The organism is Gaiella sp., assembly GCF_035710885.1.
Lineage (GTDB): Bacteria > Actinomycetota > Thermoleophilia > Gaiellales > Gaiellaceae > Gaiella.
This window is the reverse complement of the sequence record NZ_DASTCS010000076.1, coordinates 18,493-44,651: the sequence shown is the minus strand read 5'-3', so window position 1 is coordinate 44,651 and position 26,159 is coordinate 18,493. Positions and strand designations below refer to the sequence as shown.

The 26,159-nt window shown below is 72.5% G+C and carries 29 protein-coding genes; 11 read left to right on the top strand and 18 right to left on the bottom strand.

The features are described 5' to 3' along the window. Positions 1 to 11: 11 nt before the first annotated feature. Positions 12 to 830 carry a FadR/GntR family transcriptional regulator gene (locus VFO26_RS17155; protein WP_325116302.1) on the top strand — a complete coding sequence of 273 codons (819 nt, stop codon included), beginning with the start codon at positions 12 to 14 and terminating at the stop codon, positions 828 to 830. 6 nt (positions 831 to 836) lie between these two features. Here VFO26_RS17155 and VFO26_RS17150 read toward each other — a convergent pair whose 3' ends face one another. The 4 genes from VFO26_RS17150 to VFO26_RS17135 are packed head-to-tail and all read right to left on the bottom strand — an operon-like array spanning position 837 to position 5,591. Further along, positions 837 to 2,078 (bottom strand): MFS transporter, encoded by a 1,242-nt coding sequence (locus tag VFO26_RS17150; protein ID WP_325116301.1) that lies wholly within the window; start codon positions 2,076 to 2,078, stop codon positions 837 to 839. Positions 2,079 to 2,087: 9 nt separating this feature from the next. Then, on the bottom strand, positions 2,088 to 3,110 hold the full coding sequence (locus VFO26_RS17145) for a succinylglutamate desuccinylase/aspartoacylase family protein (protein WP_325116300.1): 1,023 nt from the start codon (positions 3,108 to 3,110) through the stop codon (positions 2,088 to 2,090). Then, entirely contained in the window at positions 3,107 to 4,420 is a 1,314-nt protein-coding gene (locus VFO26_RS17140; RefSeq protein WP_325116299.1) for an aspartate aminotransferase family protein, read from the bottom strand. Before VFO26_RS17140 ends, VFO26_RS17145 begins: the two co-directional genes overlap by 4 nt. A gap of 40 nt (positions 4,421 to 4,460) precedes the next feature. Further along, positions 4,461 to 5,591 (bottom strand): mandelate racemase/muconate lactonizing enzyme family protein, encoded by a 1,131-nt coding sequence (locus VFO26_RS17135; RefSeq protein ID WP_325116298.1) that lies wholly within the window; start codon positions 5,589 to 5,591, stop codon positions 4,461 to 4,463. A gap of 104 nt (positions 5,592 to 5,695) precedes the next feature. On the opposite strand from VFO26_RS17135, the gene VFO26_RS17130 reads away from it, so the two are divergent. From VFO26_RS17130 to VFO26_RS17115, 4 genes are read left to right on the top strand one after another with little or no spacing between them, the layout of a single operon-like run. Further along, complete coding sequence (locus VFO26_RS17130) at positions 5,696 to 6,718, top strand: succinylglutamate desuccinylase/aspartoacylase family protein (protein WP_325116297.1); 1,023 nt, start codon at positions 5,696 to 5,698, stop codon at positions 6,716 to 6,718. A 1-nt stretch (position 6,719) separates the two neighbouring features. Beyond that, positions 6,720 to 7,616 (top strand): carbon-nitrogen hydrolase family protein, encoded by an 897-nt coding sequence (locus tag VFO26_RS17125; protein ID WP_325116296.1) that lies wholly within the window; start codon positions 6,720 to 6,722, stop codon positions 7,614 to 7,616. A 16-nt stretch (positions 7,617 to 7,632) separates the two neighbouring features. After that, a complete protein-coding gene (locus VFO26_RS17120) occupies positions 7,633 to 9,012 on the top strand; it encodes a hypothetical protein (protein ID WP_325116295.1) in 1,380 nt (459 codons plus the stop codon). Beyond that, positions 9,009 to 10,754 (top strand): IlvD/Edd family dehydratase, encoded by a 1,746-nt coding sequence (locus VFO26_RS17115; RefSeq protein ID WP_325116294.1) that lies wholly within the window; start codon positions 9,009 to 9,011, stop codon positions 10,752 to 10,754. The genes VFO26_RS17120 and VFO26_RS17115 overlap by 4 nt, the downstream gene beginning before the upstream one ends. A gap of 7 nt (positions 10,755 to 10,761) precedes the next feature. On the opposite strand, the gene VFO26_RS17110 is transcribed toward VFO26_RS17115, so the two are convergent. From VFO26_RS17110 to VFO26_RS17095, 4 genes are read right to left on the bottom strand one after another with little or no spacing between them, the layout of a single operon-like run. Then, on the bottom strand, positions 10,762 to 11,574 hold the full coding sequence (locus VFO26_RS17110; protein ID WP_325116293.1) for an ABC transporter permease: 813 nt from the start codon (positions 11,572 to 11,574) through the stop codon (positions 10,762 to 10,764). Positions 11,575 to 11,611: 37 nt separating this feature from the next. Continuing rightward, positions 11,612 to 12,466 (bottom strand): ABC transporter ATP-binding protein, encoded by an 855-nt coding sequence (locus VFO26_RS17105; RefSeq protein ID WP_325116292.1) that lies wholly within the window; start codon positions 12,464 to 12,466, stop codon positions 11,612 to 11,614. Then, positions 12,463 to 12,858 (bottom strand): SixA phosphatase family protein, encoded by a 396-nt coding sequence (locus VFO26_RS17100; RefSeq protein WP_325116291.1) that lies wholly within the window; start codon positions 12,856 to 12,858, stop codon positions 12,463 to 12,465. The genes VFO26_RS17105 and VFO26_RS17100 overlap by 4 nt, the downstream gene beginning before the upstream one ends. A 52-nt stretch (positions 12,859 to 12,910) precedes the next feature. Beyond that, positions 12,911 to 13,309, bottom strand: a complete 399-nt coding sequence (locus tag VFO26_RS17095; RefSeq protein ID WP_325116290.1) for a hypothetical protein — start codon at positions 13,307 to 13,309, stop codon at positions 12,911 to 12,913. 62 nt (positions 13,310 to 13,371) lie between these two features. Here VFO26_RS17095 and VFO26_RS17090 point away from each other — a divergent pair, with 62 nt between their 5' ends. The 3 genes from VFO26_RS17090 to VFO26_RS17080 are packed head-to-tail and all read left to right on the top strand — an operon-like array spanning position 13,372 to position 15,485. Then, positions 13,372 to 14,037: a molybdopterin-dependent oxidoreductase gene (locus tag VFO26_RS17090; RefSeq protein WP_325116289.1), complete on the top strand. Its 666-nt coding sequence runs from the start codon at positions 13,372 to 13,374 to the stop codon at positions 14,035 to 14,037. Next, a complete protein-coding gene (locus tag VFO26_RS17085) occupies positions 14,018 to 14,641 on the top strand; it encodes a cytochrome b/b6 domain-containing protein (RefSeq protein WP_325116288.1) in 624 nt (207 codons plus the stop codon). The genes VFO26_RS17090 and VFO26_RS17085 overlap by 20 nt, the downstream gene beginning before the upstream one ends. A 7-nt stretch (positions 14,642 to 14,648) precedes the next feature. Next, entirely contained in the window at positions 14,649 to 15,485 is an 837-nt protein-coding gene (locus tag VFO26_RS17080; protein ID WP_325116287.1) for a PhzF family phenazine biosynthesis protein, read from the top strand. On the opposite strand, the gene VFO26_RS17075 is transcribed toward VFO26_RS17080, so the two are convergent. The 10 genes from VFO26_RS17075 to VFO26_RS17030 all read right to left on the bottom strand — a co-directional run bounded on the left by VFO26_RS17075 (position 15,482) and on the right by VFO26_RS17030 (position 24,216). After that, on the bottom strand, positions 15,482 to 16,057 hold the full coding sequence (locus VFO26_RS17075; RefSeq protein WP_325116286.1) for a YidB family protein: 576 nt from the start codon (positions 16,055 to 16,057) through the stop codon (positions 15,482 to 15,484). The two genes, VFO26_RS17080 and VFO26_RS17075, sit on opposite strands and share 4 nt — an antisense overlap. A 46-nt stretch (positions 16,058 to 16,103) precedes the next feature. Continuing rightward, entirely contained in the window at positions 16,104 to 16,499 is a 396-nt protein-coding gene (locus tag VFO26_RS17070) for a hypothetical protein (RefSeq protein WP_325116285.1), read from the bottom strand. Beyond that, positions 16,496 to 17,308, bottom strand: coding sequence for a carbohydrate kinase family protein (locus tag VFO26_RS17065; RefSeq protein WP_325116284.1), 813 nt, complete (start codon positions 17,306 to 17,308; stop codon positions 16,496 to 16,498). The genes VFO26_RS17070 and VFO26_RS17065 overlap by 4 nt, the downstream gene beginning before the upstream one ends. Beyond that, entirely contained in the window at positions 17,305 to 18,645 is a 1,341-nt protein-coding gene (locus VFO26_RS17060) for a purine-cytosine permease family protein (RefSeq protein WP_325116283.1), read from the bottom strand. The genes VFO26_RS17065 and VFO26_RS17060 overlap by 4 nt, the downstream gene beginning before the upstream one ends. Positions 18,646 to 18,784: 139 nt before the next feature. Next, positions 18,785 to 19,258, bottom strand: coding sequence for a flavin reductase family protein (locus VFO26_RS17055; protein ID WP_325116281.1), 474 nt, complete (start codon positions 19,256 to 19,258; stop codon positions 18,785 to 18,787). Positions 19,259 to 19,423: 165 nt separating this feature from the next. Beyond that, positions 19,424 to 22,213, bottom strand: a complete 2,790-nt coding sequence (locus tag VFO26_RS17050; RefSeq protein ID WP_349259099.1) for an aconitate hydratase — start codon at positions 22,211 to 22,213, stop codon at positions 19,424 to 19,426. A gap of 22 nt (positions 22,214 to 22,235) precedes the next feature. After that, positions 22,236 to 22,652 carry a type II toxin-antitoxin system VapC family toxin gene (locus VFO26_RS17045; RefSeq protein WP_325116451.1) on the bottom strand — a complete coding sequence of 139 codons (417 nt, stop codon included), beginning with the start codon at positions 22,650 to 22,652 and terminating at the stop codon, positions 22,236 to 22,238. Continuing rightward, positions 22,649 to 22,897, bottom strand: coding sequence for a CopG family transcriptional regulator (locus VFO26_RS17040; RefSeq protein WP_325116279.1), 249 nt, complete (start codon positions 22,895 to 22,897; stop codon positions 22,649 to 22,651). Before VFO26_RS17040 ends, VFO26_RS17045 begins: the two co-directional genes overlap by 4 nt. Before the next feature lie 15 nt (positions 22,898 to 22,912). Next, positions 22,913 to 23,347, bottom strand: a complete 435-nt coding sequence (locus VFO26_RS17035; protein WP_325116278.1) for a hemerythrin domain-containing protein — start codon at positions 23,345 to 23,347, stop codon at positions 22,913 to 22,915. Next, positions 23,344 to 24,216 (bottom strand): hypothetical protein, encoded by an 873-nt coding sequence (locus tag VFO26_RS17030; RefSeq protein WP_325116277.1) that lies wholly within the window; start codon positions 24,214 to 24,216, stop codon positions 23,344 to 23,346. Before VFO26_RS17030 ends, VFO26_RS17035 begins: the two co-directional genes overlap by 4 nt. A 17-nt stretch (positions 24,217 to 24,233) precedes the next feature. Between VFO26_RS17030 and VFO26_RS17025 the strand changes: the two genes are divergently transcribed. The 3 genes from VFO26_RS17025 to VFO26_RS17015 are packed head-to-tail and all read left to right on the top strand — an operon-like array spanning position 24,234 to position 26,128. Then, entirely contained in the window at positions 24,234 to 24,467 is a 234-nt protein-coding gene (locus tag VFO26_RS17025; RefSeq protein WP_325116276.1) for a BolA family protein, read from the top strand. Next, the gene (locus VFO26_RS17020; RefSeq protein ID WP_325116275.1) at positions 24,464 to 24,829 is read left to right on the top strand and encodes a glutaredoxin family protein; all 366 of its coding nucleotides are present in this window, start codon (positions 24,464 to 24,466) and stop codon (positions 24,827 to 24,829) included. Before VFO26_RS17025 ends, VFO26_RS17020 begins: the two co-directional genes overlap by 4 nt. 45 nt (positions 24,830 to 24,874) lie before the next feature. Then, the gene (locus VFO26_RS17015) at positions 24,875 to 26,128 is read left to right on the top strand and encodes a S1C family serine protease (RefSeq protein WP_325116274.1); all 1,254 of its coding nucleotides are present in this window, start codon (positions 24,875 to 24,877) and stop codon (positions 26,126 to 26,128) included. Positions 26,129 to 26,159 lie beyond the last annotated feature (31 nt).

Genomic DNA, 26,159 nt, shown 5'->3' with positions numbered 1-26,159 from the left:
GAGTCGCCTGCATGACGGCGGTGCCCGCCAGGCAGGACGAGCGGGCCGCCCTCGAGGGGTTGCGCCGCGCGCTCGCGGGCGACCCCGTCGGCACCGAGGCTCCCGGGCCGCCGGCCCGCAAGGCGTACCAGCACGTGGCGGAGCAGCTCCGCCAGCTGATCCTGACCGGCGCCCTCCAGCACGGCGAGCGCCTGCCGACCGAGTCGACCCTGGCGGCGGAGTTCGGCGTCAGCCGCGCGACGGTGCGCGAGGCGCTTCGCATGCTCGCTGCGCAGGGCCTCGTGGTGGCGACGAAGGGGGCAAAAGGAGGCACGTACGTGACCCGGCCCAGCCTCGACTACGCCTCGAGCCTGCTGCGGGCCAACGTCGCCCTGCTCGCGGAGATGGACGACATCACGCTCGAGCAGCTGTTGGAGGCCCGGCGGGTGATCGAGGTCCCCGCCGCCCGGCTGGCGGCACGACGACGGGTCGACGGCGACCTCCGGCGGCTCGAGGCCTCGATCGCGGACGACGCGCGACCGCACGGCACGGACGAGCGCTACCGGGCGAACACCGGGTTCCACACGAGCCTGATGGCGGCCTCGGGCAACGCGCTGCTCGAGGTGGCGGCGCTGCCCGTGTTCGCCGTGCTCCAGACGAGCCTGGCTCGCTCGGGGCTCGGCGCGCGCTTCGCGCGGCGGATCGAGGCGGACCACCGGGCGATCACCGATGCGATCGTGCGGGGCGACGAGGACGGCGCAGAGCAGGCGATGGGCGCCCACCTCGACTATCTCCAGCCGCACTACCGGCGTGTCTGGCGCCTCGCACGCGACCCGGCGCCGCGGCGCTGACCGCGTTCAGGGCGAGCGCGGCTCGACCCGGCGCGGCGGCGCGGTCCTGACGAGCGCCGCCGCCCCGAGCGCGGCGACGAGGATCGCGATCGCCCCCGCGCTCGTGAAGGCGAGCTTCGTGCCGCCGAGCGAGGTCAGCGCCCCGGCGATCAGCCCTCCCACCGGCGCGCCTCCCTGGAAGCCGAAGAAGTAGAGGCTGGCGGCCCGGCCGCGGAGGTGCTCGGGTGCCGCGAGCTGGAGCACGGCCAGGGCTGAGGATCCCCAGAGGATGTAGAAGATGCCGATCACGAAGAGCAACGCGCACACGACCGGCAGGGAGCTCTGCGGGGCAAGCGCGAGCTGGAAGGCTCCGAAGCCCGCCGCGCCGCCGAGCACCAGCACGAGGCGGGCACGTCCGACGGTGGCGAGGATCAGCGCCCCACAGAGCGCTCCCGCGCCGAACACCGAGGCGATCAGCCCGAACACCGCGGCCCCCTCGTCGAGCGTCCGGCGCGCGACGAGCGGAAGCAGCACGTCGAAGTTGAAGGCGAACGTGCTCACCAGGAGCACCGTGAGGAACGTCACCGTCACCCGGCGAACGCTGAACGCGAAGCGGAACGTCTCGGCGATCCCGGCCAGCAGGGGGCCGGCCGCCGCCCCGAGTCGCTGCCGGGAGAGGCGCATCGCGAGCAACGCGACGATCGAGACGATGTAGCTCCCCGCGTTCACCGCGAATGCGACGCCCGGGCCCGCGGCGGCGACCACCAGGCCGCCGAGCGCAGGGCCGACGATCCGCGCGGTCGTGCCGAGGCCCGAGCTCAACGCGACGGCGTTCGGCAGGTCGTCGCGCCCGACGATCCGGAACACGAGCGTGTGGCGCGAGGGCGCGCCGAGCGCGACCACGACGCCGTACACGAGCCCCAGGGCGTAGAAGTGCCAGACCGCGATCGCGCCGGACAGGGCCAGCGCCGCCAGCGTCGCCGCCACGACGGTCAGCACCGCGTCGCAGGCGACGAGCATCCGACGGACGTCCACGCGGTCGGCCAGCGAGCCGCCGACGAGGCTGAGCACGGTCACGGGCAGCGTCTGCACGAGCGCGAGCGCGCCGACGGCGACCGGCGAGTGGGTCAGGTCGAGCACGAGCCAGAACGCCGCGATCTGCTGCATCCAGGTCCCGATGAAGGAGACGGCGCTCCCGGCGAAGTACAGCCGGTAGTCCCGGTGGCGCAGGCTCGCGAACGTCCGTCCGCCGAGCCGCGCGCTGCCCATCGAGGCCGCTTAGAGGAGCTCGGAGCGGTCGAGCGGCTGGCCGAGCACGAACACGCAGTCGCCCTGCTCGACGACGGGGATCGCCTTCGTCACGGCGACATGGCCGCCGAGAGGCGCCTCCAGCTCGAGCGGCGGGCGCGTCGGGGTGTCGACGAACCACAGCCGGCCGACGGGCTGGCCGACCGAGACGGGCTCCCCGGGCTCGAGCAGCGCCTCGAACAGCCCGTCCTCGGGCGAGACGACGATGTTGGCCGGGTTCCGCCCGTCGAGGATCACGGCGGGGGGAAGACCGAGCGAGGCGCGCGTCTGCACCTCACCCTCGAGCACGCCCACGTGGCGGAGGACGTTGGTGAGCCCGCTCCACGCGAGCTGGTGGACCGGTGCGGGAACCCTGCCGCCGCCACCGAGCTCGGTCGTGATCACGAGCTTGCCCTGGTTCTCGGCCTCGACGGGGAGGAGGCCCGAGCCGTTCACGTCGATGTAGAGGTAGTGCCAGTCGGAGTTCCAGGCCTCCATGCCCTCGAGCATCGCCCTGCGCTGCGCCGGGTCCTCGACGACGTGCATGTGCGAGCAGGGGATGAACCACGCGCTGCGGCCTCCGGAGTGCATGTCGATCACCACGTCGGCCATGGGGAACAGCACGCGCGTGAGGTAGTCCGCGAGCTGCTCGTTCGGGGGACCGTCCGGGCGGCCGGGGAACGAGCGGTTGAAGTTCGCGCCCGACGGCCAGTTCCGCGTGTTGGCCTTCGCCGCGGCCTTCGACAGCACCGGGATCACGATCACGCGGCCGGAGACCTGCCCGGGCTCGAGCTCCTGGAGCAGGCGGAGCGCCGCGACCTGCCCCTCGTACTCGTCGCCGTGGTTGCCTGCCAGCACGAGCACGGTCGGGCCGTCGCCGTTCGCGATCTGCGCGAGCTGCACGAAGGTGCTCGCCCAGCCGGCCGTGTTGGTGATCTTCTGGAGCGAGAGGTGGCCGACCTGCTTGCCCTGGCGCGTGTAGTCGATCGTGCAGCCGACGGGCGACTCGATCATGCGCGCGTCCCGAGGTAGCGCGTCACGGCGACCTCGGTCGCCTCGAGCAGCCGGTCGACGTCGTCGTCCGTGTGGGCGTAGGAGACGTGCGAGCGCTTGAGGTTGAGCGGGAGCTCGAAGATGCCTTCCCTCATCAGCTCGCGCCTGTACCCGACGAAGAGATCGACGTCGTTTCGCAGCAGGTCGTCGTACGAGACGACGGGACCCTCGAGGAAGTACGTGACGAACACCGAGCCGAAGCCGCTCACGACGGCCGGGACGCCGAGCCGTGCGTAGAGCGCCTCGAGCCCGGTGCGCGCACGTTCCCCCAGCCGGAACACATGCTCGTGCACGGGCTCCCGACGGAGCTTCTCGACCGTCGCCAGCGCCGCGGCCGTCGTCGCCGGATGGCCGTTGAAGGTCCCCGCGAAGAAGGCGGGGCGACCCGGCGTCGTCGAGAAGAGGTCCATCAGCTCCGCCTTGCCCCCGAGCGCGGAGACGGGCCAGCCGTTCGCCATCGCCTTGCCGAGCGTCGTCAGGTCGGGCGTGACCCCGCAGACGGCCTGATAGCCGCCGAGCCCGTGGCGGAACCCGGTGATCACCTCGTCGAACACGAGCACCGTGCCGTGCTCCGTCGCGAGAGACCGCAGCCGCTCGAGGAAGCCGGGGACGGGAAGCACCGCGCCGATGTTGTGGGGGATCGGCTCGAGGATGATCGCCGCGACGTCGTGCTCGGAGAGAGCGCGCTCGACCGCGTCGGCGTCGTTGAAGGGCACCACGATCGTCGCGTCGAGCACCTCGGGGAGGATCCCGGCCGAGAGAGGGTCCTTCGACCCGACCTTCTCCGCGGGCGAGATCACGTTCATCGCGACGGCGTCGTGCCAGCCGTGGTAGCAACCCTGGAACTTGATCACGTGCCGCCTTCCCGTCACCGTGCGCGCGACGCGCAGGGCGTGGAAGGTCGCCTCGGTCCCCGTCGCCGTCAGGAGCACCTTCTCCACCGAGGGGACCGCCTCGACGAGCCGCTCGGCGAGCTCGATCTCGACCGGCGTCACGCCCACGCCCATCAGGTCGACGGAGCGGCCCGTCGCGGCCACGGCCGCGTCCACGTCGGGGTCGTTGTGACCGAGGAGCGGAGGCCCGAACGCGGCGTGGTAGTCGGTGTACACGCGCCCCTCCGCGTCGGTGAAGGTGGCACCGCTCGTCGCGGTGATCACGAGCTCCTCGAGCCCGGGCACGCGCCGCTGGCCGCTGTTCACCCCGCCGGGGATGACGGCTGCCGCCCGCGCGGCGAGCGCGGCGGCGAGCTCCGATGCCGTGAGGCTGCTCATCGCGCTTCCCCCACGGGGGCGAGCCGAAGGCGAGCGACGCTCATGCGTCCACCCGCAGGGACGCGAGGACGTCCTCGTCGAGCTCGACGCCCAGCCCCGGCGCGGTCGGGACCGCCACGCAGCCGTCGGCCTCGAGCGGCAGCCGCTGCACGGTCAGCGTCGTGTTGATGGGCGTCTCGGCGACGCAGTACTCCTGGTAGCGGGCTTCGGGCAGCACGGCGTTCACGTGGAGCGAGGCGGCCTTGATGATGCCGCTCTTCCACGCGTGCGGCACCGTCTCCACGCCGCGCTCGTCGGCCAGCTCCCAGATCCGGAGCGTCTCCGTGATCCCCCCGCAGCGGGTCACGTCCGGCTGGACGACGTCGACGTGTCCGCGCTCGATCAGCTCCCGAATGCCCCAGCGCGTGACGTCCTGCTCGCCCGCCGCGATCGGGATGTCGACCTCGTCCGCAAGCTCTGCGTAGGCCTCGTAGGCGTCCGGCAGGAACGGCTCCTCGAGCCACCCGATGCCGAGCGCCTCCAGCTCGCGCGCGACGCCGATCGCGGTCCTCGCGTCGTCCCCGTACCCGAGGCCCGCGTCGATCAGCACGTCCACGTCGGGCCCGGCCGCCTCCTTCGCCGCCGTCGCGAGCTGGACATCGTGCGCCGAGTCCTCGCCGAGCGGCCCCCAGCCGAGCTTGATCGCGGTGAAGCCCTGCTCCCGCAGGCCGGTGACGCGCTCGCTCGTCTCCTCCACCGTGTCGGGCATCAGGAGCGACGCATACGCGCGCACGCGGTCGCGGCGGACGGTGCCGAGGAGCTCGCAGACGGGCTTCCCGAGCGCCTTGCCCTTGATGTCCCACAGCGCGATGTCGATCCCGCTGATCGCGTGGATCGCGATCCCGCGCCGACCCACGTAGATCAGCCCGCGGTACATCGCGTCCCACAGCCCCTCGACGTCGAGCGGGTCGCGGCCGATCAACGTCCCGCGAAGGCTCTGCGCGACCGCGTGCGAGGCAGGCTGGCGGACGAGCGCCGCCACGACGTCCGGCGCCGAGTCGACCTCGCCGATCCCCGTGATCCCCTCGTCCGTCGAGACGAGGATGACGAGGTCGTCCTGGCTCCCGTCCGCGATCCCCTCGTCGACGGCCGCCTGGCGTAGGACGATGGCCTCGACGTCGGTGATCTTCACGCTTCCTCCCGGGGTCTGGACGGGTGTGGCCCCGAGCCGCCCCCGGCACCGATTGTCGACTATAGCGAAATTGTCAACAATCCACTAACCTCCCGGCGGAGCTCATGACCGACTCTCCGATCCGCTGCACGATCGACCTGGACGCCCCCGGGAAGCAGATCGGACGGCTGCAGGTCCCTCGCTCCTCGAACACGAGCGGCTGGTCGAGCCTCTTCGTCCCGATCGTCTCCGTCGCGCGGGGCGAGGGCCCGTCGGCGCTCGTGATCGGCGGCGTGCACGGCGACGAGCCCGAGGGCCAGGTCGCCGCCCTGAACCTCGCGCGCGATTTGCGGCCGGATCAGGTGACCGGCCGGGTGACCGTGATCCCCTGCCTCTCGCCGGACGCGTCCCGCGCCTACACGCGCCTCTGGCCGTCGGGGGCCAACCTCAATCGCTCGTTCCCCGGCCGGCCCGACGGGCCGGCCGACGAGCAGCTCGCGCACTTTCTCTCGACGGAGCTGTTCCCGCGTGCGGACGTCGTGGTGGACATCCACTCCGGCGGCCGAACCGCGCTCTGCCTGCCCTGGTCGGAGATGCACTGGGTCGAGGACGCGGACCAGCGCCGACGGATGGTCGAGGGCATGCTGGCCTGGAACACCGACTGGTGCTGCGTGTACATCGACGTGGCAGGGACGGGGCTCCTCGTCGGCGAGGCGGAGCGCCAGGGGAAGACGGTGATCTCGACCGAGCTCGGCGGCGGAGGGCACGTCACGGCGGAGATCCATCGCCTCGCGGCGAGCGGCCTCGCCAACGTGCTGCGCCACGAGGGTGTCCTCGCAGGAGAACCGATCACGCGGGCGGCGCTCGGCAAGCCCGACCCCACGCTGCTGATGGCGACGGACGTCGACGACTACGTGCTCGCTCCGGAGACGGGGCTCTTCGAGACCCTCGTCTCGCTCGGCCAGCACGTCGACCCGGGCCAGCCGGTCGGCCGGATCCACTTCCTCGAGCGCCCCGAGCGGCCGCCCGAGGTGGTCGGGGCCTCGAACGGCGGCATCGTCTGCGTGATCAGGGCGATCGCGTCCACGAGCCAGGGGGACAACGTCGTCGTGACCGCTCGCGTCGCCGAGCGCTCGGAGCTCGACTGACGTGGAGCGCTGTCGCGTCGCAGCGACGCAGGTCGACGTCCGGCACCTCGACGTCGAGCACAACCTCGAGACGCACCTGCGGCTGATCGGCGAGACAGCGGACGCGGGCTGCGACCTCGTCGTCTTCCCCGAGTGCTCGGTCACGGGCCACAACGGCAGCCCCGAGGTGACCCGCCTTGCCGAGCCGCGCGACGGCCGGATCTTCGAGACCCTGGCCGCGCGCGCGAGGGAGTGCCGCATCGTCGTCGGCTACGGCTTCTGCGAGCTCGACCGCGGCACGCACTACAACTCGTTCGCACTCGTCGGCCCCGACGGCATGCTCGGCGTGCAGCGCAAGGTGCACGCGTCGGACGACGAGTTCAACCGCTTCCGGCAGGCGTACGAGTGGGGCGTGGTCGACCTCGGCTTCTGCCGGGTGGGGACGGCGATCTGCCACGACAGCGACTTCTTCGAGAGCTGGCGCATCCTGGCGCTCAGGGGCGCGGAGCTCGTCCTGCTGCCGCACGCGAACAGGACGATGCCCGCCGGCGGCGGTGAGCTGACGTTCGACGGCCGCGGGCGCGAGGCGGCGAACGAGGAGCTCGTCCGAGCCCAGCGCGAGCTGCTCGCGGGGTCACCCGGCCCGCCGCGCCTGCACGACGTCCTGGCGCGAGACAACGCGGTCTTCGCCGCGTTCTCGGACCAGGTCGGGTTCGACGGCCATTCCACGCACATCGGCGGCGCCTACGTCCTCGGGCCCGACGGCTCGCAGCTCGCAAGCTCCGATGCGGGCACCGACACGTGCTGGATCGCCGCCGAGCTCGACCCCGAGGCGCTCGGCCGGGCAAGAGAGAACCCCTGGTTCGCGCTGCGCAAGCGGCGCCCCGAGGCCTACGACGAGCTCGTCGCGCGCCGATGAGCGGGGAGGGCACATCATGAGCACGCTCACTGCAGGCGTCGCCCGCGTCGACGTGACGCCGCCGTGCGGGCTGCCGCACGGCTGCTGGGCGGCCAGGACCGGCCTCGCGGAGGGCGTCCACGACCCCATGCTCGGCCAGGCCCTCGTGCTCGACGACGGCCGCACGCAGCTCGCGATCGTCGCCGTCGACCTCGTCTTCGTCGGCTCCGGGCTGACCGCGGACGTGCGACGGATCGCCGGGGAGCTCACCGGGATCCGCCCCTCGGCGGTGCTCGTCAATGCGGCCCACAACCACAGCGCGCCGAGCCTCTCCCGCGGCTCGACGGTCGCCGGTCTCGCGGACACGCCCGCGTTCGCCCGTTACGCGGACGGCCTCGCGGAGCGCCTGGCGGGCGCGGTGTACGCGGCCTGGCGCGGTCGGGTGCCCGCGCGGGTCGGCTGGGGAGTGGGAAGAGCGGGGGGCGTCTCGGTCAACCGCGTGCGGCACGAGCGGCCGGTCGACGACAGCGTCCCGGTGCTGCGCGTCGACAGGGCCGACGGAGCGCCCCTGGCCGTGGTCGCCTCGTTCGCCTGCCACGCGACGCTGATGGGTGGGCAGACACTCCTCTGGAACGCCGACTTCCCCGGTCCGCTGCGCACGGCGGTCGAGGAGGGGCTTGCCGGAGCCGAGTGCCTCTTTCTCTCGGGCTGCGGCGGCGACGTCGCTGCCTGGGACTTCTGGTTCGGCAACCGAGACGCCCGCCCGCACTCCTACGAGGGTCGCGACGAGCTCGGCGGCGCCCTCGCCGCGGCGGTGCTCGCGGCCGCCGCCGCCGTCGAGCCCCAGGACGAGGCGCCCCTCGGCGCGGCCTCGGAGAGGCTGGCGCTGCGGCGCAGGCGCATCCCGTGGGAGCTCGACGAGCTGGAGTCGAGGCTGGCCGAGCTCGAGGCCACGCGCGCGGTCGCCTACCCCGAGCGATGGCCGGACGGGATGCACACCGCGACGTCCGCGCAGGACGAGCCTGCGATGTACCAGCGCTCCGCGCTCGCGATGTACGCGGACATGGTCAGGCGAAGAGACGAACCGGTGGAGGCGGAGATCCAGGCGCTGCGCATCGGGGACCTGGGTTTCGCCGCCAACCCCTTCGAGCTGTTCAACGAGTGCGGGTCGCGGATCCGGTCGGCGAGCCCCTTCGCGACCACGTTCACCCTCGGGTACTGCAACGACTACGCCGGATACCTCCCCGCGAGCGAGGACCTCGCGCTCCTGGACGGCGTCCCCCTCGACGACCTGCTCGACCAGGACCGTCACCGGTGGGCCTACGGGATCACGAACTCGAACGTGGACGCGGGCGGGGTCGACCGGCTGATCGACCGGAGCGTCGCGGTGCTCGACCGGGTGCGCGAACGCCCGTGACCCGGCCGCTGCGCAGCGCGCGCTGGTTCGGCGGACACGACCTCGCGGGCTTCATCCACCGGGCAACCCTCCACGCAGAAGGCATCTCCCGGACGGCGCTCGCCGGGCGCCCCGTGATCGGGATCTGCAACTCGTGGTCGGAGCTCGTCAACTGCAACCTGCACTTCCGCGGTCTCGCGGAGTCCGTCAAGCGCGGTGTCCTGCTGGCGGGGGGCGTGCCGCTCGAGTTCCCGACGATCTCGCTCGGCGAGAACCTGATGAAGCCGACCTCGATGCTGTTCCGGAACCTGATGGCGATGGACGTCGAGGAGTCGATCCGGGCATACCCCCTCGACGCCGTCGTCCTGCTCGGGGGGTGCGACAAGACCGTGCCGGCGCAGCTGATGGGCGCGGCCAGTGCGGACGTCCCCGCGATCATGGTCACGGGCGGGCCTGCCGAGCCCGCCGTCTTCCGCGGGCGGCAGCTGGGGGCGGGAACCGACCTCTGGCACTACGCGGACGAGCTCCGCGCCGGCCGGATGACACGCTCCGAGTTCGACGAGCTCGAGGCCGCTGCGACCCCGACCGTCGGCCACTGCAACGAGATGGGAACGGCGTCCTCGATGACCTCGGTGGTCGAGGCGCTCGGGATGTGCCTCTCCGGGACGGCCTCCATCCCCGCGGTCGACGCCGCACGCCACCGCGCCGCAGAGGCGACGGGGCGGCGGGCCGTCGAGCTCGCAGTCGACGGCCCTCGTCCCTCCGAGGTGCTCACCCCGGCCGCGTTCGACAACGCGATCACGCTGCTGATGGCGCTCGGCGGCGCGACGAACGTCGTCCTGCACCTCCTCGCGCTCGCAGGCCGCGTGGGGGTGCCGCTCTCGCTCGTCCGCTTCGACGAGCTCTCGCGGCGGACACCCGTGATCGCGAACGTGCGCCCCTCGGGAGAGCACCTCGTCGAGCAGCTGCACCATGCCGGGGGAGTCGCCGCCTTGCTGAAGGAGCTCGCGCCGCTGCTCGACCTCACCGCGCCGACGGTTGAGGGTCAGGCTCTGGGAGAGCTCGTCGAGCGGGCGAGCGTGCACGACCGCGACGTGATCCTGCCCCTCGAGAGCCCGCTCGCCGCAGAGGGCGGCATTGCCGTGCTCCGCGGCAGCCTCGCGCCGGACGGGGCGATCGTCAAGCAGAGCGCCGCGACCCCGGCGCTGATGCGCCATCGGGGGCCGGCGCTCGTGTTCGAGGACGTCTACGACGTCCAGGCCAGGATCGACGAGCCTGCGCTTCCCGTCACGCCGGAGACGGTGCTCGTCCTGCGGAACTCCGGCCCCCGGGGCGGGCCCGGGATGCCGGAGTGGGGGGCGATCCCGGTTCCGAAGAAGCTGCTCCGGGCGGGCGTGACCGACGTCGTCCGCGTCTCGGACGCGCGCATGAGCGGTACGGCGTCCGGCACCGTCGTCCTCCATGTGGCACCGGAGGCCTACGCGGGCGGGCCGCTCCGGGCGGTGAGGGACGGCGACCCGATCCTGCTCGACGTCGCCGCGCGGAGGCTCGACCTCGACGTGCCCGAGCCGGAGGTTCGCCGCCGCCTCGAGGAAGTGGGTCCTCCGACGCCGCGGTACGCGCGGGGCTGGGGCGCGCTGTACGCGGACCACGTGCTCCAGGCCGACACCGGGTGCGACCTCGACTTCCTCCGTGCCCGTCCCGGGGAGCCCGCCGAGACGGAGCCGTACGGCCTCCTGAGCGGCTGGGTCGGCGGCTGGTAGCCAGAGGTCAGCGCTCGCGCGGCTGCCAGCCGAAGCGGCGGACCGCCACGGCGAGGCCGGCGAGCCCCCAGGCGACGACGACCGCCACGGCCCCCATGTCGTGCGCCAGCGACTCGCCGTGGAGGTACGCGGCTTGCACGAGGCGGATCAGGTACGTCAGCGGCAGCACGTCGGCGATTGCCTGGAGGACGTCCGGGTAGTCGGCTGTCGGCCCGAACGAGCCCGAAAGGAACGCCATGGGCAGGACGACGAGGTTGACGACCGCCGACGCGCCCTCGTCCGAGCGGATCAGCGCCGCGAGTCCGATGCCCATCCCCGCGAAGGCCGCGGCGCCGAGCAGCAGGACAGGGACGAGCGCCGCCCAGCTCTCGGCTCCGTGCGCGCCGTAGAGGAGCATCCCCAGGGCGATCGTGACCGCCATCTGGAGGCAGAAGACGATCAGCGTCGAGACGAGCACGGCGGTGAGGTAGGTCGCCGGCGGGAGCGGCGTCGCTCGCAGCCGCTTGAGGATGCCGCCCTCGCGTCGGACGACGAGCGTGATCGCGAGCCCCGCCAGCGCCGTGTTCGCGCAGCCGTACCCCATGATCCCGACGAGCAGCCGGTCGACCGCGGGCTCGCCGTCGATCTCTCCGTCGTACACGGCGCCGAGCAGCAGGAACAGCATCGGCGGGAAGACGAAGATGAAGACGGCGGACTCCCTGTTCCGCCAGAACAGGAGCTGCTGGTTCCGCAGCTCGTGCCAGAGCAGCGTCACGTTCCCGCCGCCGCTCGCGGCACGCTGCTCTCCGGGCCCGTGCCCGCGCACTGCGCCCTCCGGCATCGCACCACGAGCGACGACCCGGCAACGTCACGGAACGTCACTCGTCGCCGTCCACGAGCTCGAGGTACACGTCCTCGAGCGTCGGCCGCCGCACCTCCAGCGCCTCGAGCTCGCGCCCCTCCGCGATCGCGCGGCTGGTCAGCTCGGCGAGGACGCGTGTCGGCTCGCCCGTCGTGACGACCATCTCCCGGCCGTGCGCGCGGTAGCGGATCTCGACCTTGGGCGTCGCGCCGATCAGCTCCGAGGGCGTACCGATGCGGACGAGGCTCCCTTCGCGGATCACGGCGACGCGGTCGGCGAGCTGCTGCGCCTCGTCGAGGTAGTGGGTCGTGAGGACGATGGTCTTGCCGAGCGACCGGAGCGAGCGGACGAGGTCCCAGGCCGTGCGCCGCGCGGCGGGGTCGAAGCCGGTGGTCGGCTCGTCGAGGAAGACGAGCTCTGGATCGCCGACGAGCGCCACGCCGAGGTCGAGACGGCGCTTCTGGCCCCCGGACAGCGTCTTGACGCGCTCCTCGGTCTTGTCGGCGAGCCCGACGAGCTCGATCACCTCGTCGATGTCGCGCGGATGGAGGTAGTACCCCGCGAACATCCGGTGCACCTCGCGGACGGACAGCGCCGGCGGCAGCTCCGAGTGCTGCAACACCACGCCGATTCGCTCGCGGTGGGATCCATCGCTCCGCCACGGGTCGACGCCGAGCACGCGCACCTCGCCGGCGTCGCGCTGCCGGTAGCCCTCGAGGATCTCCACGGTCGTGGTCTTGCCGGCACCGTTGGGCCCGAGGAGGCCGAAGACCTCGCCGGGGAGGACGTCGAAGTCGATCCCGCGGACAGCCTCGTTGCCGTCGTAGGACTTCCGCAGCCCGCGGACGAGGATCGCGGGAGCCCCGCTCACGCGTCGAGGTCGAGCTCGGCCATCGCCCCGGGGGAGAATCCCGGGTCGGCGCCCGTCGCGGCGAGCGCGATCTCCGAGCAGTCGGGCTGGTGGCCGACGGTGGCGACCGGCCCCTCGAGGCCGGCGAGCGAGTCGCGCAGGTCGCCGACCGTCGCCCCCGGCGCGAGCCGTGAATCGGTCCTGATCGACGCGCCCGTCGCGGCCGCGATCGCCTCGGCCGTCTGGCGCGCCCGGACGAGCGGGCTGGCCACGACGAGCCTGGGGGGCTCGGGGAGCGCCGCCAGGCGCTCGCCGAGCTCCTGCGCCTGCTTGCGGCCCTTGCCCGTCAGCTCGCGCAGCTCGTCCGGGTCGCCGGGCGCCGCCTTCGCATGTCTGCACAGGTAGACGCGCACCGGCGCGAGCATAGTCGCGCTCCGGGCAGGGGGATGGAGAGCCGGGTCACGATCACCGGCGGAGCCATCGAGCCACGGGTGGCCGCCGGAGGTACCACCACAGCAGCGCCCAGCCGACGAGAGTGAACGGGAGCAGGGCCGCGAGATCCAGGGACGATGCAGACGCGACCGCGCACACGATGGGCAGCGCCGCCGTGCAGGCGAGCAGCGCGCGTCGCGACAGCGAGCCCGACCAGAGCCCGAAGGCCGCGAGCCCGAGCGCGGCCGCCACACCGAGACCCGCCAGCAGGGGCACGGGGTCGCTCGACGTGTCGCTCGCGCCGCAACAGCCCGAGACCGTGGTGGCGATCAGGCCCACCCCGACCGAGAGCAACGCCACCGCGAGCATCGCGACCGAGACGACCGATGCGCTGCGAGGCCGCGCTTCGCCGGTGACGCCCGCATCGACCACGTCCCGGGATTCCCGCCCCGAGATCTAAGACCTGCGTAAGGAGCCCGCGGTACAAGGAAGGGATGCACGACCGCACGATCGGGCGCGCGGCCTTCCTCGGCATCCTCGGGGCCGGTGCGGCGGGGCTCTTCTTCGGCCGGGACGCGCTGCGGCTCGCCGGCAGCGTCGTGCCGGACTCGGTCGAGGCGGTCGTGCCGGCCTCGGGCTGGCGGATCTACACGATCGGGAGCTCCATCCCGAGCATCGACCCACAGGCCTACCGCCTGACGATCGCCGGTGCGGTCGAGCGGCCCGTCACGTACACGCTGGCCGACCTCCGCGCTCTGCCGCGCGTGCAGCAGGTGTCCGACTTCCACTGCGTCACGGGATGGAGCGTGAGCGACGTCCGCTGGGCTGGTGTCCGGTTCCGCGATCTGCTGGACGAGGCGGGCGTGCGACCGTCCGCCAAGGCGCTCAGGTTCGTCTCGGACGAGGTTCCGTACGACGACACGCTCTCGCTGCCGCAGGCCTTCGCCGCCGACGCGCTGCTCGCGCTCGACATGGACGGCAAGCCGCTCTCGGAGGCGCACGGCTTCCCCGCTCGGGTGGTGATGCCGCGGATGTACGGATACAAGAGCGTCAAGTGGGTCACGCGGGTCGAGGTGCAGACGCACCTCGACCACGTGGGGTACTGGGAGCTCCGCGGCTACGACGAGGACGCGTGGATCGGTGACTCGAACGGGCTCTGAGCGGCTCGTCCCCCGCTTCGGCGCGACGGAGCGCGCGCTGCACTGGGTGCACGCGAGCGGCTTCCTCGCGATGCTCGCGACCGGGCTCGTGCTCTACCTGCCCGCCCTCTCGGAGCTCGTCGCCCGGAGGAACCTCGTCAAGAACGTCCACCTCTTCAGCGCGCTCGGCTGGGCCGTCGCAATCGTGCTGGTCGTAGCGCTCGGCGACCGACGGCGCCTCGCCGCCGACTGGCGCGAGATCGAGGCGATCGACGCAGACGACCGCAGGTTCCTGCGTGGCCGCAGAGCGCCGCAGGGCCGCTTCAACGGAGGGCAGAAGCTGAACGTGCTCGTCACCGCCGCGTTCGCGCTCCTGTTCGCGCTGTCCGGGTTCTTCCTCTGGCTCGGCGAGCGCGACCACCGCTTCCTGTTCGACGGGACTGGGACGGTGCACGAGACCCTGACGCTGGTCGCTCTCGGGCTGCTCGTCGGTCACCTCTACCTCGCGGTTATCCACCCCTCGACGCGGCACGCGCTGCGCGGGATGACGCGGGGCGACGTGCGCGAGGCCTGGGCGCGCGAGCACCACCGCAAGTGGGTCGAGGAGCTCGAGCGCGGGTTATAACCCGCCCGTGCCCTCGCATCGCTACGTCGTCGCCGACGTCTTCACCGACACGCCGCTGACCGGCAACCAGCTCGCGGTCTTCACGGACGCCCGTGCGCTGGACGACGCGACGATGCAGGCGCTCGCGCTCGAGATCGGCTTCTCCGAGACGGTCTTCGTCCTTCCGGCCGAGGCGGGCGGCACGGCCCGGATCCGCATCTTCAACCCGCTCGCCGAGATGGCGTTCGCAGGACACCCGATCCTCGGCGCGGCGTTCGTCCTCGGCGCGCCGCTCCAGCTCGGCGTCGTCGAGCTCGAGACGGGCGCCGGCATCGTGCCCGTGGCGCTCGAGCGCGATGAGTCCGGTCGCCTCGTGTTCGGCCGGATGCGCCAGCCCGTGCCGCGCGTCGAGCCGGTCTCCGCCCCCGAGTCGCTGCTCGCCATCCTTGGGACGCAGCGCTCGCTCTTGCCGATCGAGCTCTACGACAACGGCGCGCGCCACATCGTCGTGACGCTCGCCGCGGAGAGCGAGGTCGCGGCGCTCCGGCCCGACGGGCCCGCGCTGGGCCGGCTCGAGGTCACCGGCGTGAACTGCGTCGCCGGCTCAGGGACGAGCTGGCGCAGCAGGATGTTCTGGGCGAACGGCGAGGACCCGGCCACCGGCTCCGCCGCAGGGCCGATCGCGTGCCACCTCGCACGTCACGGCCTCGTCGGCTGGGGCGAGGAGATCGTGATCCGCCAGGGTGTCGAGATCGGCCGCCCCTCCACCCTCCACGCGCGCGCGGAGGGCGGGGGCGGCCTGATCGACGCAGTCGAGGTCGGGGGCGCGGCTGTCGTCGTCGCCCGCGGCGAGTTCCGGCTCTAGCCCGCGAACTTCGCGACGAGCTGGTCGACCTCGTCGTCGGACGGGAGCTGGCCGTTGGGGGTGAGCCCGTTGACGAGTTGCGGGACGATCTGCGCGAGGGCGCCTGCGGCCTCGTCCTCGGGGACGCCTGCCTCCTGCGCAAGCTCGCGGACGGTGTCGTCGCCGACCACGCCGCGGATCTCCTGGGGGCCGATCGGTGCGTTCTCGCCGGGGCTGACCCACGAGTCCGCCTGCGCGGACAGGCCGCTCGCCCGGGCACCCTGCATCATCTTCTGAAGGCCGCCCTCCTTGAGCAGCTTGATGAGGAGCGGCCCGATCACGGTCGCCAGAGCCGCGACGTTCATGCCGCCCCCGCCCCCGCCTCCGCCGGACTGCGTGCCCATGCCGCCTCCGCCGCTCGACCCCGACCCCCCACCGAGCAGCCCGCCGAGGATGTCCTGAAGGCCGCCTCCGCCGCCTCCGCCGCTTCCCCCGAGCAGCCCTCCGAGAAGGTCTTCGATGCCGCCCCCGCCCTGCCCTCCGCTCTCCTTGCCCTTGGTCAGGCTGCCGAGTAGGTCGTCGAGCCCGCTCATCGTCCTCCTCCGATCGTCGGGAGCCGCGATCCTCGCACACCGGAAGTCACCGGACGAACGCGACCGAGGTGATCCCGGGCAGCTCCACGGTGAGCGCCGTCCAGAACCGCCCGCCGTCGTGCGAGACATGGAGGCGCTCCGCGGTGGCGTACACCATCAGGTCGGGGTGATCCGGCGAGATCGCGATCGCCACCCCGGGGGCGAGTCCGGCGCCGGCCTCGCGCCAGGTCGAGCCCCCGTCGTTCGAGACGACGAGCGGTGGCCGGCGGTCGACGACGGCCACGACCGTCGAGCCGTGCGCGGCCGCCGTGACGACCAACGGCAGGTCGACCGACGGCTCCGGGGCGGGCGCGATCTCCACGCCGTCTACCTCGACGATCTCCTCCTCGTCGAGGTCGACCTCGACCGTGCCGACCGCGCAGGCGACCAGGACGTTCGTCATCGGACGCTGATCAGCTCCGCGACGGCGTTGGCGGCGCGCTCGGCGGCGGCGACGGGGCCCAGGCCCTGCGCCCGTCCGTCGACGTAGACGAGGGAGAACGCGTCGCCGGCGCCAGTGGGGTCGACCGTCCCGGACACCGTCTGCGCGTCGACGCGCGTCGCGCCCTCGGAGGTGACCACGAGCGCCCCCTGTGAGCCCAGCGTGAGCACGATCTCGGGAACGCCGAGCGCGCGCAGCGCCCGGGGCTCCAGGTCTCCGGCGAGGATCCGTCCCTCGTCCTCGTTCAGCTTCAGCACTGCGAGGTGGCGCAGCGCCTCGCGGTCGAACGCCCCGTCCCGGGTGAGCGGCCCCGTGCGGGCGAGACGCACGAGCCCCTGCGCGTCGAGCAGCAGTCGCCTTCCCCCCCGCGCGAGCGCCTCGATCGTGGGTGCGGGGAAGTGCGAGCGCAGGAGCCCTGCCACGAGCACCCACCCCGCCCCGTCGAGCGCGGCCGAGGCCCATCCTTCGACGTCCTCCGGCGTCCACGGCTCGCCGACGGCGTCGACGGCCATCACCCGGTGGTCGCCCTCGTAGTGGAAGCTGAACGCCGTTGTCTCGGTCGCGTCTGCGCACGTCACCGGCAGGCCGAGGGACTCGAGCGGCGCGAGGGCGGTCGCGCGGTCGCCGGGTGCGCACCGCGTGACCGCGACCGCGTCCGCCCGCACGTGTGCCGCGGCCCGGGCGGCGTGGAAGACGCCGCCGCCGGCGCGCGGAGGCGCGCCGGCGATGCGGTCGACGGCGAGGTTCCCGATCGTCGCGATCGTGCTCATGCGCGGGCCGGCCGCGCGCCCACGCGGCCGGTGGCGACCGCGACCGCGAGTGCGAGGACGAACGAGACGAGGAAGCTCGGCAGCGTCGCCCCGATCCCCCAGGCGGGCGGATCGAGGCGCCGGACCTGCTCGACCCACCAGTCGGGGCCCGTCGGCGAGAGCCACTGGTACGCGACGAAGCCCGCAATCCAGGCGACGACGAGCCCCGCGCGCACCGGCTCCGCGCCGAACACGTCGTCCCGGTCGTACAGGCGTCCCGATGCGAGCCAGTCGGCGAGCAGCACCGCGAACAGCGGCACGAAGCAGGAGCCCAGCAGGAAGAGGAACGACTGGAAGCTCGTCAGCTCGAGCGCGAGCGCCCCGATCGTCCCGAGGGTCGTCGTGAGGGCGACGAGGAGCCGCTGTGGCGCCCGAGGCAGGAGATTCTGCAGCGAGACCGCGCCCGAGTACGCGTTCGCGAACGCCTCGTCGGTCTCGGCGACCGTCAGGGCGAGCAGCGCCAGGAGCGCGACGAGCCCGCCGGCGGCGACCGCGGCGGGAAGCGCCGCCGCGTCCGCGATGTCCCGCGTCAGCAGGACGACCGCGCCGAGCGCGAGCAGCAGCGCGTCGGGCACCAGGTAGCCGACGCCTGTCCCCCAGAACGCCGCCCTCGGGGTGCGGGCGAACCGCGTGTAGTCGGCCGCAAGCGGGATCCAGGAGACCGTGACCCCGACGACGATGTCGATCCCCTGCCACGTCGAGAGACCTCCCTCGCCGCGACGGTTCCATGCCTCCTCCAGCCCGCCGCCCGTCAACGCCCACCAGGCAAGGTAGGCGACCGCGAGCGGGACGACCCACACGGCGACGCGCCGGATGACCGTCCTGACGACGCCGATCGGGCCGAGCAGCCCGAGAAGGAGCGCGGCCGCGCCGAACACGAGCGTCCAGGCCCAGCGCGCCTCGAACCCGAAGAGCTCGTCGGAGAGGGCGGCCGCGGCGGTCGCGATCACGAGCAGCTCGAAGACCGTCCAGCCGAGGCACTGCACGACGTTGATCGCGGTCGGCAGGTACGAGCCCCGTACTCCCAGCGGCGCGCGCATCAGCACCATCGACGGCACGCGCGCCTGCGCGCCGATCGCACCGGCGGTCGCGAGCATCAGGTTGCCGACGAGGCACCCCACGAGGATCGCGACGAGCGCGGCGGGGAGGGACAGCGCCGGCACGAGGATCGCCCCCGCCACGACCACCAGCAGCGACACACCGAGGTTGCCCCAGAGCAGGCCTAGGTCGAGCCCGCCGAGGACGCGCAACCGCTCGGGCACCGGCTCGATCCCCCAGGAGGTGTCGCGCTCGCTCACGGCTGTCGAGGGTATCGCCCTGTCTCACGCACGGCATCGGCGCGCATCGACCGGGGTGTCAGCTTCGGTCGTATCTGCGTGCCTGGCGCCTGGACATGTCCCGGTCGGCCGTGTCTTCGTGCCTGGCACGAGGCACGTCTCAGGCCGCGGTGTACGCGCCGCGGACGCGGACGAGCGCGGGGGCGTCGCTGAAGTGCTCGACGCGCCGGACGTCGCAGACGAAGAGCGTGTGCGTGCCGACCTCGACCTCCTCGCGGAGTGCGCACTCGAGCCAGCCGAGCGCGCCGACGAGCAGCGGTGCACCGCTCGCGCCGGCCTCGGTCGCGATCCCGTGCCACATTCCGATCGGCGGCACGCCGCGTGCGAAGTGCTCGGCGAGCCAGTCCTGCCCTGCCGCGAGCAGCGAGATCGCGCAGCCTCCGGCCTCGCGCAGGAGCTCGTGCAGCGCGGCCTGGCGCGAGATCGAGAAGCCGATCAGCGGCGGGTCGAGCGAGAGCGCGACCAGCGAGCCGACGGTCAGCCCCAGCCGCTGGCCGCCGGCGTCGACCGTGACGACCGCGACGCCCGCGGGGAAGCGGCCGAGGAGCGCGCGAAGCTCGTCGGAGTTCGACATCGCCGGATCGTGCCAGGCCGAGGGGACTGACCCCGCCGGGGGCGTGTCCCCGGCGACGCGCCGAGTCCCAGGAACCCTGCGGGCTCGTGCGCCGGGCGGCCGGGCGAAAGGTGTGCGAGGCGCGTGAGCGTCACTGGGGTCTTCCCCCTGGGGACAGACCCCTTGCTACGCGGCGAGGAGCTTGCGCAGCACGTACTGCAGGATGCCGCCGTGCCGCAGGTACTCGCGCTCTCGCGGGGTGTCGAGCCGCAGGATCACGCGGAACTCGCGATCGTCGGCCCTCACGGTGACCTCCCGCGCCTCGCCGTTGGAGACCCCGGTGACGGAGAACGTCTCGCGCCCGGTCAGGCCGAGCGTCTCGCGCGTCTCGCCTGGGAGGTACTGGAGCGGGAGGATCCCCATCATCAGGAGGTTCGAGCGGTGGATCCGCTCGTAGCTCTCGGCGATCACGGCCTTCACCCCGAGGAGGCCCGGGCCCTTCGCCGCCCAGTCACGTGACGAGCCGGAGCCGTACTCCTTGCCGGCCAGCACGATGGTCGGGACTCCCTCGGCGATGTAGCGCTCGGCGGCTTCGAAGATCGTCGTCTCGTCGCCGGAGGGAAGGTGCACGGTCCACGTGCCCTCCGACTCGGGGACGAGGAGGTTCCGCAGCCTGACGTTGGCAAACGTGCCCCGCACCATCACCTCGTGGTTCCCGCGGCGAGAGCCGTAGGAGTTGAAGTCGGCCCGCTCGACACCGTGCTCGATCAGGTAGCGCCCGGCGGGGCCGTCCGGCTTGATCGCGCCGGCCGGCGAGATGTGGTCGGTCGTGACCGAGTCTCCGAGCGAGACGAGGCAGCGGGCGTCGAGCACGTCCTCGACCTGCCCGGGCTCGCGGGACATGCCGTCGAAGTAGGGTGGCTTCCGGACGTAGGTGGAAGCCTCGTCCCAGGCGAACACCGAGCCCTCGGGCACGGGCAGCTCGCGCCACTCGGGGTCGCCCGTGTAGACGTCACCGTAGGTGCGCTCGAACATCTCGCGCCCGATCGCGTCCTCGACCGTCGTGCGCACCTCCTCGGGCGAGGGCCAGACGTCGGAGAGATACACCGGCTCGCCGCTGGACGTGTGGCCGAGCGGCTCCGTCACGAGGTCGACGTCCATTCTCCCTGCCAGCGCGTAGGCGACGACGAGGGGCGGGCTCGCGAGGTAGTTGGCCTTCACCTCCGGATGGATCCGCGCCTCGAAGTTCCGGTTCCCGGAGAGCACGGCGCAAGCGACGAGCTCGCCCTCCGCGATCGCCTTCGACACGGGCTCGGGCAGCGGCCCGGAGTTCCCGATGCAGGTCGTGCAGCCGTAGCCGACCGTGTGGAAGCCGAGCGCCTCGAGATACGGCGTCAGCCCGGCCCGCTCGAAGTACTCGCTGACGACCTTCGAACCCGGCGCGAGGCTCGACTTCACCCACGGGCGCCGGTCGAGCCCCAGCTCGACGGCCTTCTTCGCGAGCAGCCCGGCGGCGACCATCACGGACGGGTTCGAGGTGTTGGTGCACGACGTGATCGCGGCGATCACGACGGCGCCGTGGCCCAGGTGGACGATCTCGCCGTCGAGCTCGCACGGGATCCCCTCCGTCCACACCGGCGCGAGCGCGACCGGCGCCGCCCGTACGGACTGGTCGCCCTGCGGCGTGTCCGAGCCGGGCTCGACGTGGGCCGGGGCGTCGCTGGCCGGGAACGACTCGGCGACGGCCTCGTCGAGGGCGTTGCCGTAGTCGACGCCGAAGGTGCCGAGCACCTCGAGGAAGGAGCTCTTCGCCGCCGCGAGCGGGATCCGGTCCTGCGGCCGGCGGGGCCCCGCGAGCGACGGCTCGACCGAGGAGAGGTCGAGCTCTACGACCTGCGTGTACGTGGCCGGCTCAGCCGGGTCGTGCCAGAGCATGTTCTCCTTGCAGTAGGCCTCGACGAGCGCGACCCGCTCCTCGGCGCGTCCCGTGAGGCGGAGGTAGCGGAGCGTCTCGTCGTCGACCGGGAAGAAGCCGCAGGTCGCCCCGTACTCGGGCGACATGTTCCCGATCGTGGCGCGGTCGGCGATCGGCAGCCCGGCCAGGCCCTCACCGAAGTACTCGACGAACTTCCCGACGACGCCCGTCTGGCGGAGGATCTGGGTGACCGTCAGCACGAGGTCGGTCGCCGTCGCCCCCTCGGGCAGCTGGCCGTGGAGGCGGAACCCGACGACCTGCGGCACGAGCATCGAGATGGACTCGCCGAGCATCGCCGCCTCGGCCTCGATCCCGCCCACGCCCCAGCCGAGGACGCCCAGGCCGTTGATCATCGTCGTGTGCGAGTCGGTGCCGACAAGGGTGTCGGGGAACGCCCGCCCCTCGCGCGACTCGACCACGCGCCCGAGGTACTCGAGGTTGACCTGGTGGCAGATGCCCGTGTTGGGCGGCACGACCTTGAGCGCGTCGAACGCGCCCTGGCCCCAGCGCAGGAATGCGTAGCGCTCGCGGTTGCGCTTGAACTCGAGCTCGGCGTTCCGCCGGATCGCGAGCCGGCTCGCGTAGTCGTCGACCTGTACCGAGTGGTCGATCACCAGCTCGGCGGGGATGAGTGGGTCGATGAGGCTCGGGTCGCCGTCGAACGAGGCCATCGCGTCGCGCATCGCGGCGAGGTCGACCACCGCCGGCACGCCGGTGAAGTCCTGCAGGAGCACGCGGGCGGGGGCGAAGGTGATCTCGCTCGACGGGTCGGCCGCCGCGTCCCAGGCCGCCACGGCCTCGACGTCGGCGCCCGTGACGGTGTCACCGTCCTCACGGCGCAGCAGGTTCTCGAGCAGGATCCGGAGCGTGTACGGCAGCCGCGCGACGTCGTAGCGCGACTGCAGTGCATCGAGGCGGAAGACCTCGTGCTCGGTGCCTCCGACCGCGAGGGTGGAGCGGGCGCGGAAGGTATCGGGATGGGTCATGTCGGTCTCCTCGATGCTCGCTGGGGCAAGGAAGCGTTCACGGCTCGAGGGTGAAGCCGAGGACGCGGAAGTCGTTGTCCAGGCCGAAGACGGCAGCGGCACGGCCCTCCGTGGCCGTCACGGCGCCGACGCAATCGGTGAACGAGAGGGTGAGGTCCGGGTGGCGCTCCATCAGGTCCCAGGCCCTCGCGTCGAGCGCGGCGTCGGCGTGGCGGACGATCAGCCGTCCGGCCTCGACTGCCGCCTCGAGGAGGCTGCGGAACGCGATCGCCGCCTCGAGACCGGCGTCGAACCTCAGCCGGGTGGCCGTCTCGGAGACGACGAGGTCCGACGTGAGCAGGACGTCGCCCGCCTCCCGCAACTCCGTGTAGTGGTCCCGGATCCGCTCGTGCGCGCGGTCACGACGCCAGAGCAGCGCGATGAAGGCGCCCGAGTCGGCGTAGACGACCCTCAGACCCGCTCCTTCGGCGCGCCGTAGAGGTAGTGGTCGTGCTCCTCCGCGACGTCGTCGGGTCCCGTCTCGTCGGGAACGAGCCCGATCAGGCGCTCGAGGGGATCCTCCGGGTGCTCGATCCCGTCCGCGAGGTAGCGGTGCAACGCCTCGCGGATGTGCGAGGCCTCCGAGCGTCCGGTGCGTGCTGCAAGACGCTTGAGCGCCCTCTCGCTGGCGTCGTCGAGGTAGATCTGCTTACGACGCATACATCGCAGTATACATCATGGAGAAGGGATCCGTGCGAGCTCCGCGTCGGGGACGAGACGCTGGATCGCCTCGAAGAGCTCGCGCTCCTCCACCCTCACGTGGTCGTGGAGCAGCATGCCGAGCTCGCGGAGCGTGTCGGGCGACACGTCCTCCGCCGCCACCTCTGCCCGGATCGCCCGTGCGAGCCCGTGCAGCTCCATGTGCTCGCGCAGGATCCGATCGACGAGCGCCGCGTCCGCGCCCGGCTGCCGCAGGTAGACGGGGAACAGCTCTTCCTCCTCGCGGCGGAAGTGCTCGACGGTCACGGTGAAGAACATCTCGACGTACGCGACTGCGGCCGCGAGCCGCTCGTGGGGCTCGCCGTCCGCCGCCGCACGGAGCCGCCTCGCCTGGACGAGCTCGTGGTGATGGTCGTCGGAGAGGGGGACCAGCGCCGGGTGCCGCTTCACCGGGCGCGCTCCGAACGGCGAAGCCTCCCGAGCCCGCGCTCGGTGAGCGTGGGGCGCTCCGTGTCGAAATGACGCGCGACCGCCTCCCCGTACGGGCGGGAGACGCGGCGCGCATACGCTCCGAAGCCCTCGCTCGCGACGGGGCGCAGGTCCGCGCGGTAGGGGTCCAGCACGTGCTGGCGCCCGACGTACCGGGCGGAGTTGAAGAAGGCAAGGCCGATCCCGACGGATACCTCGAGCAGGCTCGTGCGCTCCCGCCGGGCGGCCTCCCGCAGGCCGTCGAACACGCGCGCGAGCTCGTCCGGTGCCGGGAGCGAGGCAGCGTCGCGCCTGATCTGGCCGAGTGATTGCCTGAGTGCCTCGACCTCCAAGGGCGGGATGTCGACGAGCCTCGCGGTGGTCCCGGAGACCCCCTCGAGGCCGGCGAGGAGCTCGTCGACCGAGCCGGGCCTCGACCCCTCGGGCAGCACGCCCGCGCGGACGAGCTCCCCGACGAACGCGTCGAGGTAGACGCGCGAGCCGTGCGTGACGTCCGCCGCGGCCGCCAGCACCCAGAGCGGCGAGAAGCCGAACGCCGCGATCGAGCCGAGCTCGACGACGTTGCCCGCGCCCTTCCGGACCGCGAGCCGGCCCGGGTCTGGCTCGTGCTCGCCCTCGACCGGCGCCCGGGCCGGGACGCCGCCCACGAGCTCGATCGTCACGCGGAGGACGTTCTTCGCGGTCGCCTCGTAGAGCCGGGACTTGCGCACGAGTCGCGGCAGCGCGAGCTCGAACGTCTCGTGGAGGGTGCCGCCGAGCACGGCTGCGAGCCCGCGCACGACGCGCTCGGGCACGGACAGCAGGAAGCTCGCGGTCGGGCGGAGCGCCATCACTACCATCATCGTGGATGTCGACCGACACGCTGCGCGCGCTGCTCGAGGATGCGTTCCCCGGAGGGGAGATCGACGTGCTCGACCGCACCGGCGGAGGCGATCACTTCCACGTCACCGTCTCGAGCGACGCGTTCGACGGCCTGTCGCTCGTCGAGCAGCACCGCCTCGTGAACCGTGCACTGGCCGCGCCCCTTGCCGACGGCACGATCCACGAGCTCCGCATCACGACGAAGGGACTCTCCGAATGACGCTCCGCGACCAGATCAAGCAGGTGATCGACGACGAGCCCGTCGCGATCTTCATGAAGGGCACGCCCGAGCGCCCGGCGTGCGGCAACTCGCTGCGCGCGCTGCAGGCGCTGTGGCAGGCGGGCGCGCCGATCACGGCGGTCGACGTCCTCCCCGACCCCCAGATCCGCCAGGAGCTCTCGGCGCTGACCGACTGGCCGACCATCCCGCAGGTGTTCGTGAACGGCGAGCTGCTCGGCGGCGCGGACATCACCGAGGAGCTCTTCGCCTCGGGCGACCTCGGGAGGAAGCTCGACGACGCGCTCGGTGCCGAGCGCGAGCAGGTCGTGAAGACGGTCGCCGTCGCCGCAACGACGGCTTAACGCCTCACAACAGAGCGTTCACGGGCCTGCGCCTATAACGACGGCGTGAGCTCTTCCGAGTCACCAGGCCGCCCCGACGCGGACGGCCCGACGCGGTCGGGTCGAGTCGCGTCCGCCGCGAGGCCGCTCGCCGCGCTCGCCGCCGCTTCCCTTCTCGGCGGCGGCGCGGCCCTCGCCGGCGCCTGGGCACTCGGCGCGTTCGACGATGCCGCGTCGGTGGAGGAGGCCACTCCGATCGCGAGCCAGCAGACAGCCGCCACGTCCCCCGCTGGCTCGACCACGATCGACGTGGCCGAGATCTACCGTCGAAGTGGCCCCGGAGTGGTGCAGATCACCTCGACCTCGCCCGGCGCGCCCGGGACCGACGTCTTCGGCAACGTCGTTCCCGGACAGGCGCAGCGGGGCCTCGGTTCGGGGTTCGTGATCGACAAGGAGGGCCACATCGTCACGAACTTCCACGTCGTCGACGGGGCCGCGGAGATCGAGGTCAGCTTCTCGAACCAGGACACCGTCGACGCGAAGGTGGTGGGAACGGACCCCTCCACGGATCTCGCGCTGCTCGAGGTCGAGGTCGACGCCAAGGGTCTGACACCGCTCTCCCTGGCCGACTCCGACGCCGTCGAGGTCGGTGACCCCGTGGTCGCGATCGGAAACCCGTTCGGTCTGGAGCGCACCGTCACCGCCGGGATCGTGAGTGCGCTCCAGCGCGAGGTGCGCGCGCCCAACAACTTCACCATCGACCACGTGATCCAGACCGACGCGCCGATCAACAGCGGCAACTCGGGCGGCCCGCTGATCGACGCCGACGGGCGCGTGATCGGAGTCAACTCGCAGATCGAGACCGCCAACGGGTCGGGCGGGAACGTCGGGATCGGTTTCGCCGTGCCCTCCAACACCGTCAAGAGCGTCGTCGCCCAGCTCCTGGAGAACGGCCGTGTCGACCGGGCCTATGTGGGCGTCACGCTCCAGGACGTCGACTCCGAGGTCGCCCGTGTCCTGCGGCTGCCGGCGGAGGAGGGCGTGCTCGTCGGCGCGGTGCAGCCCGGGAGCCCCGCCGCCAAGGCCGGCATCGAGGGAGGCGATACCCAGGTCGTCGTCGCGGGCCAGAGCTATCAGCTCGGCGGGGACATGATCGTCGCGATCGACGGCAAGGAGGTCACCTCCGGGGACGCGCTCCGCGAGGCGATCGCGGGCCACGAACCGGGAGACACCGTTCGCCTGGCGGTCGTCCACGCCGACGGCAAGAAGGAGACGATCGAGGTCGAGCTGGGGCGGGTGCCCGAGCGCGCCTCCTCGTAGATCTTCGGCGGGCGTCCTGGCCCGCCCACGA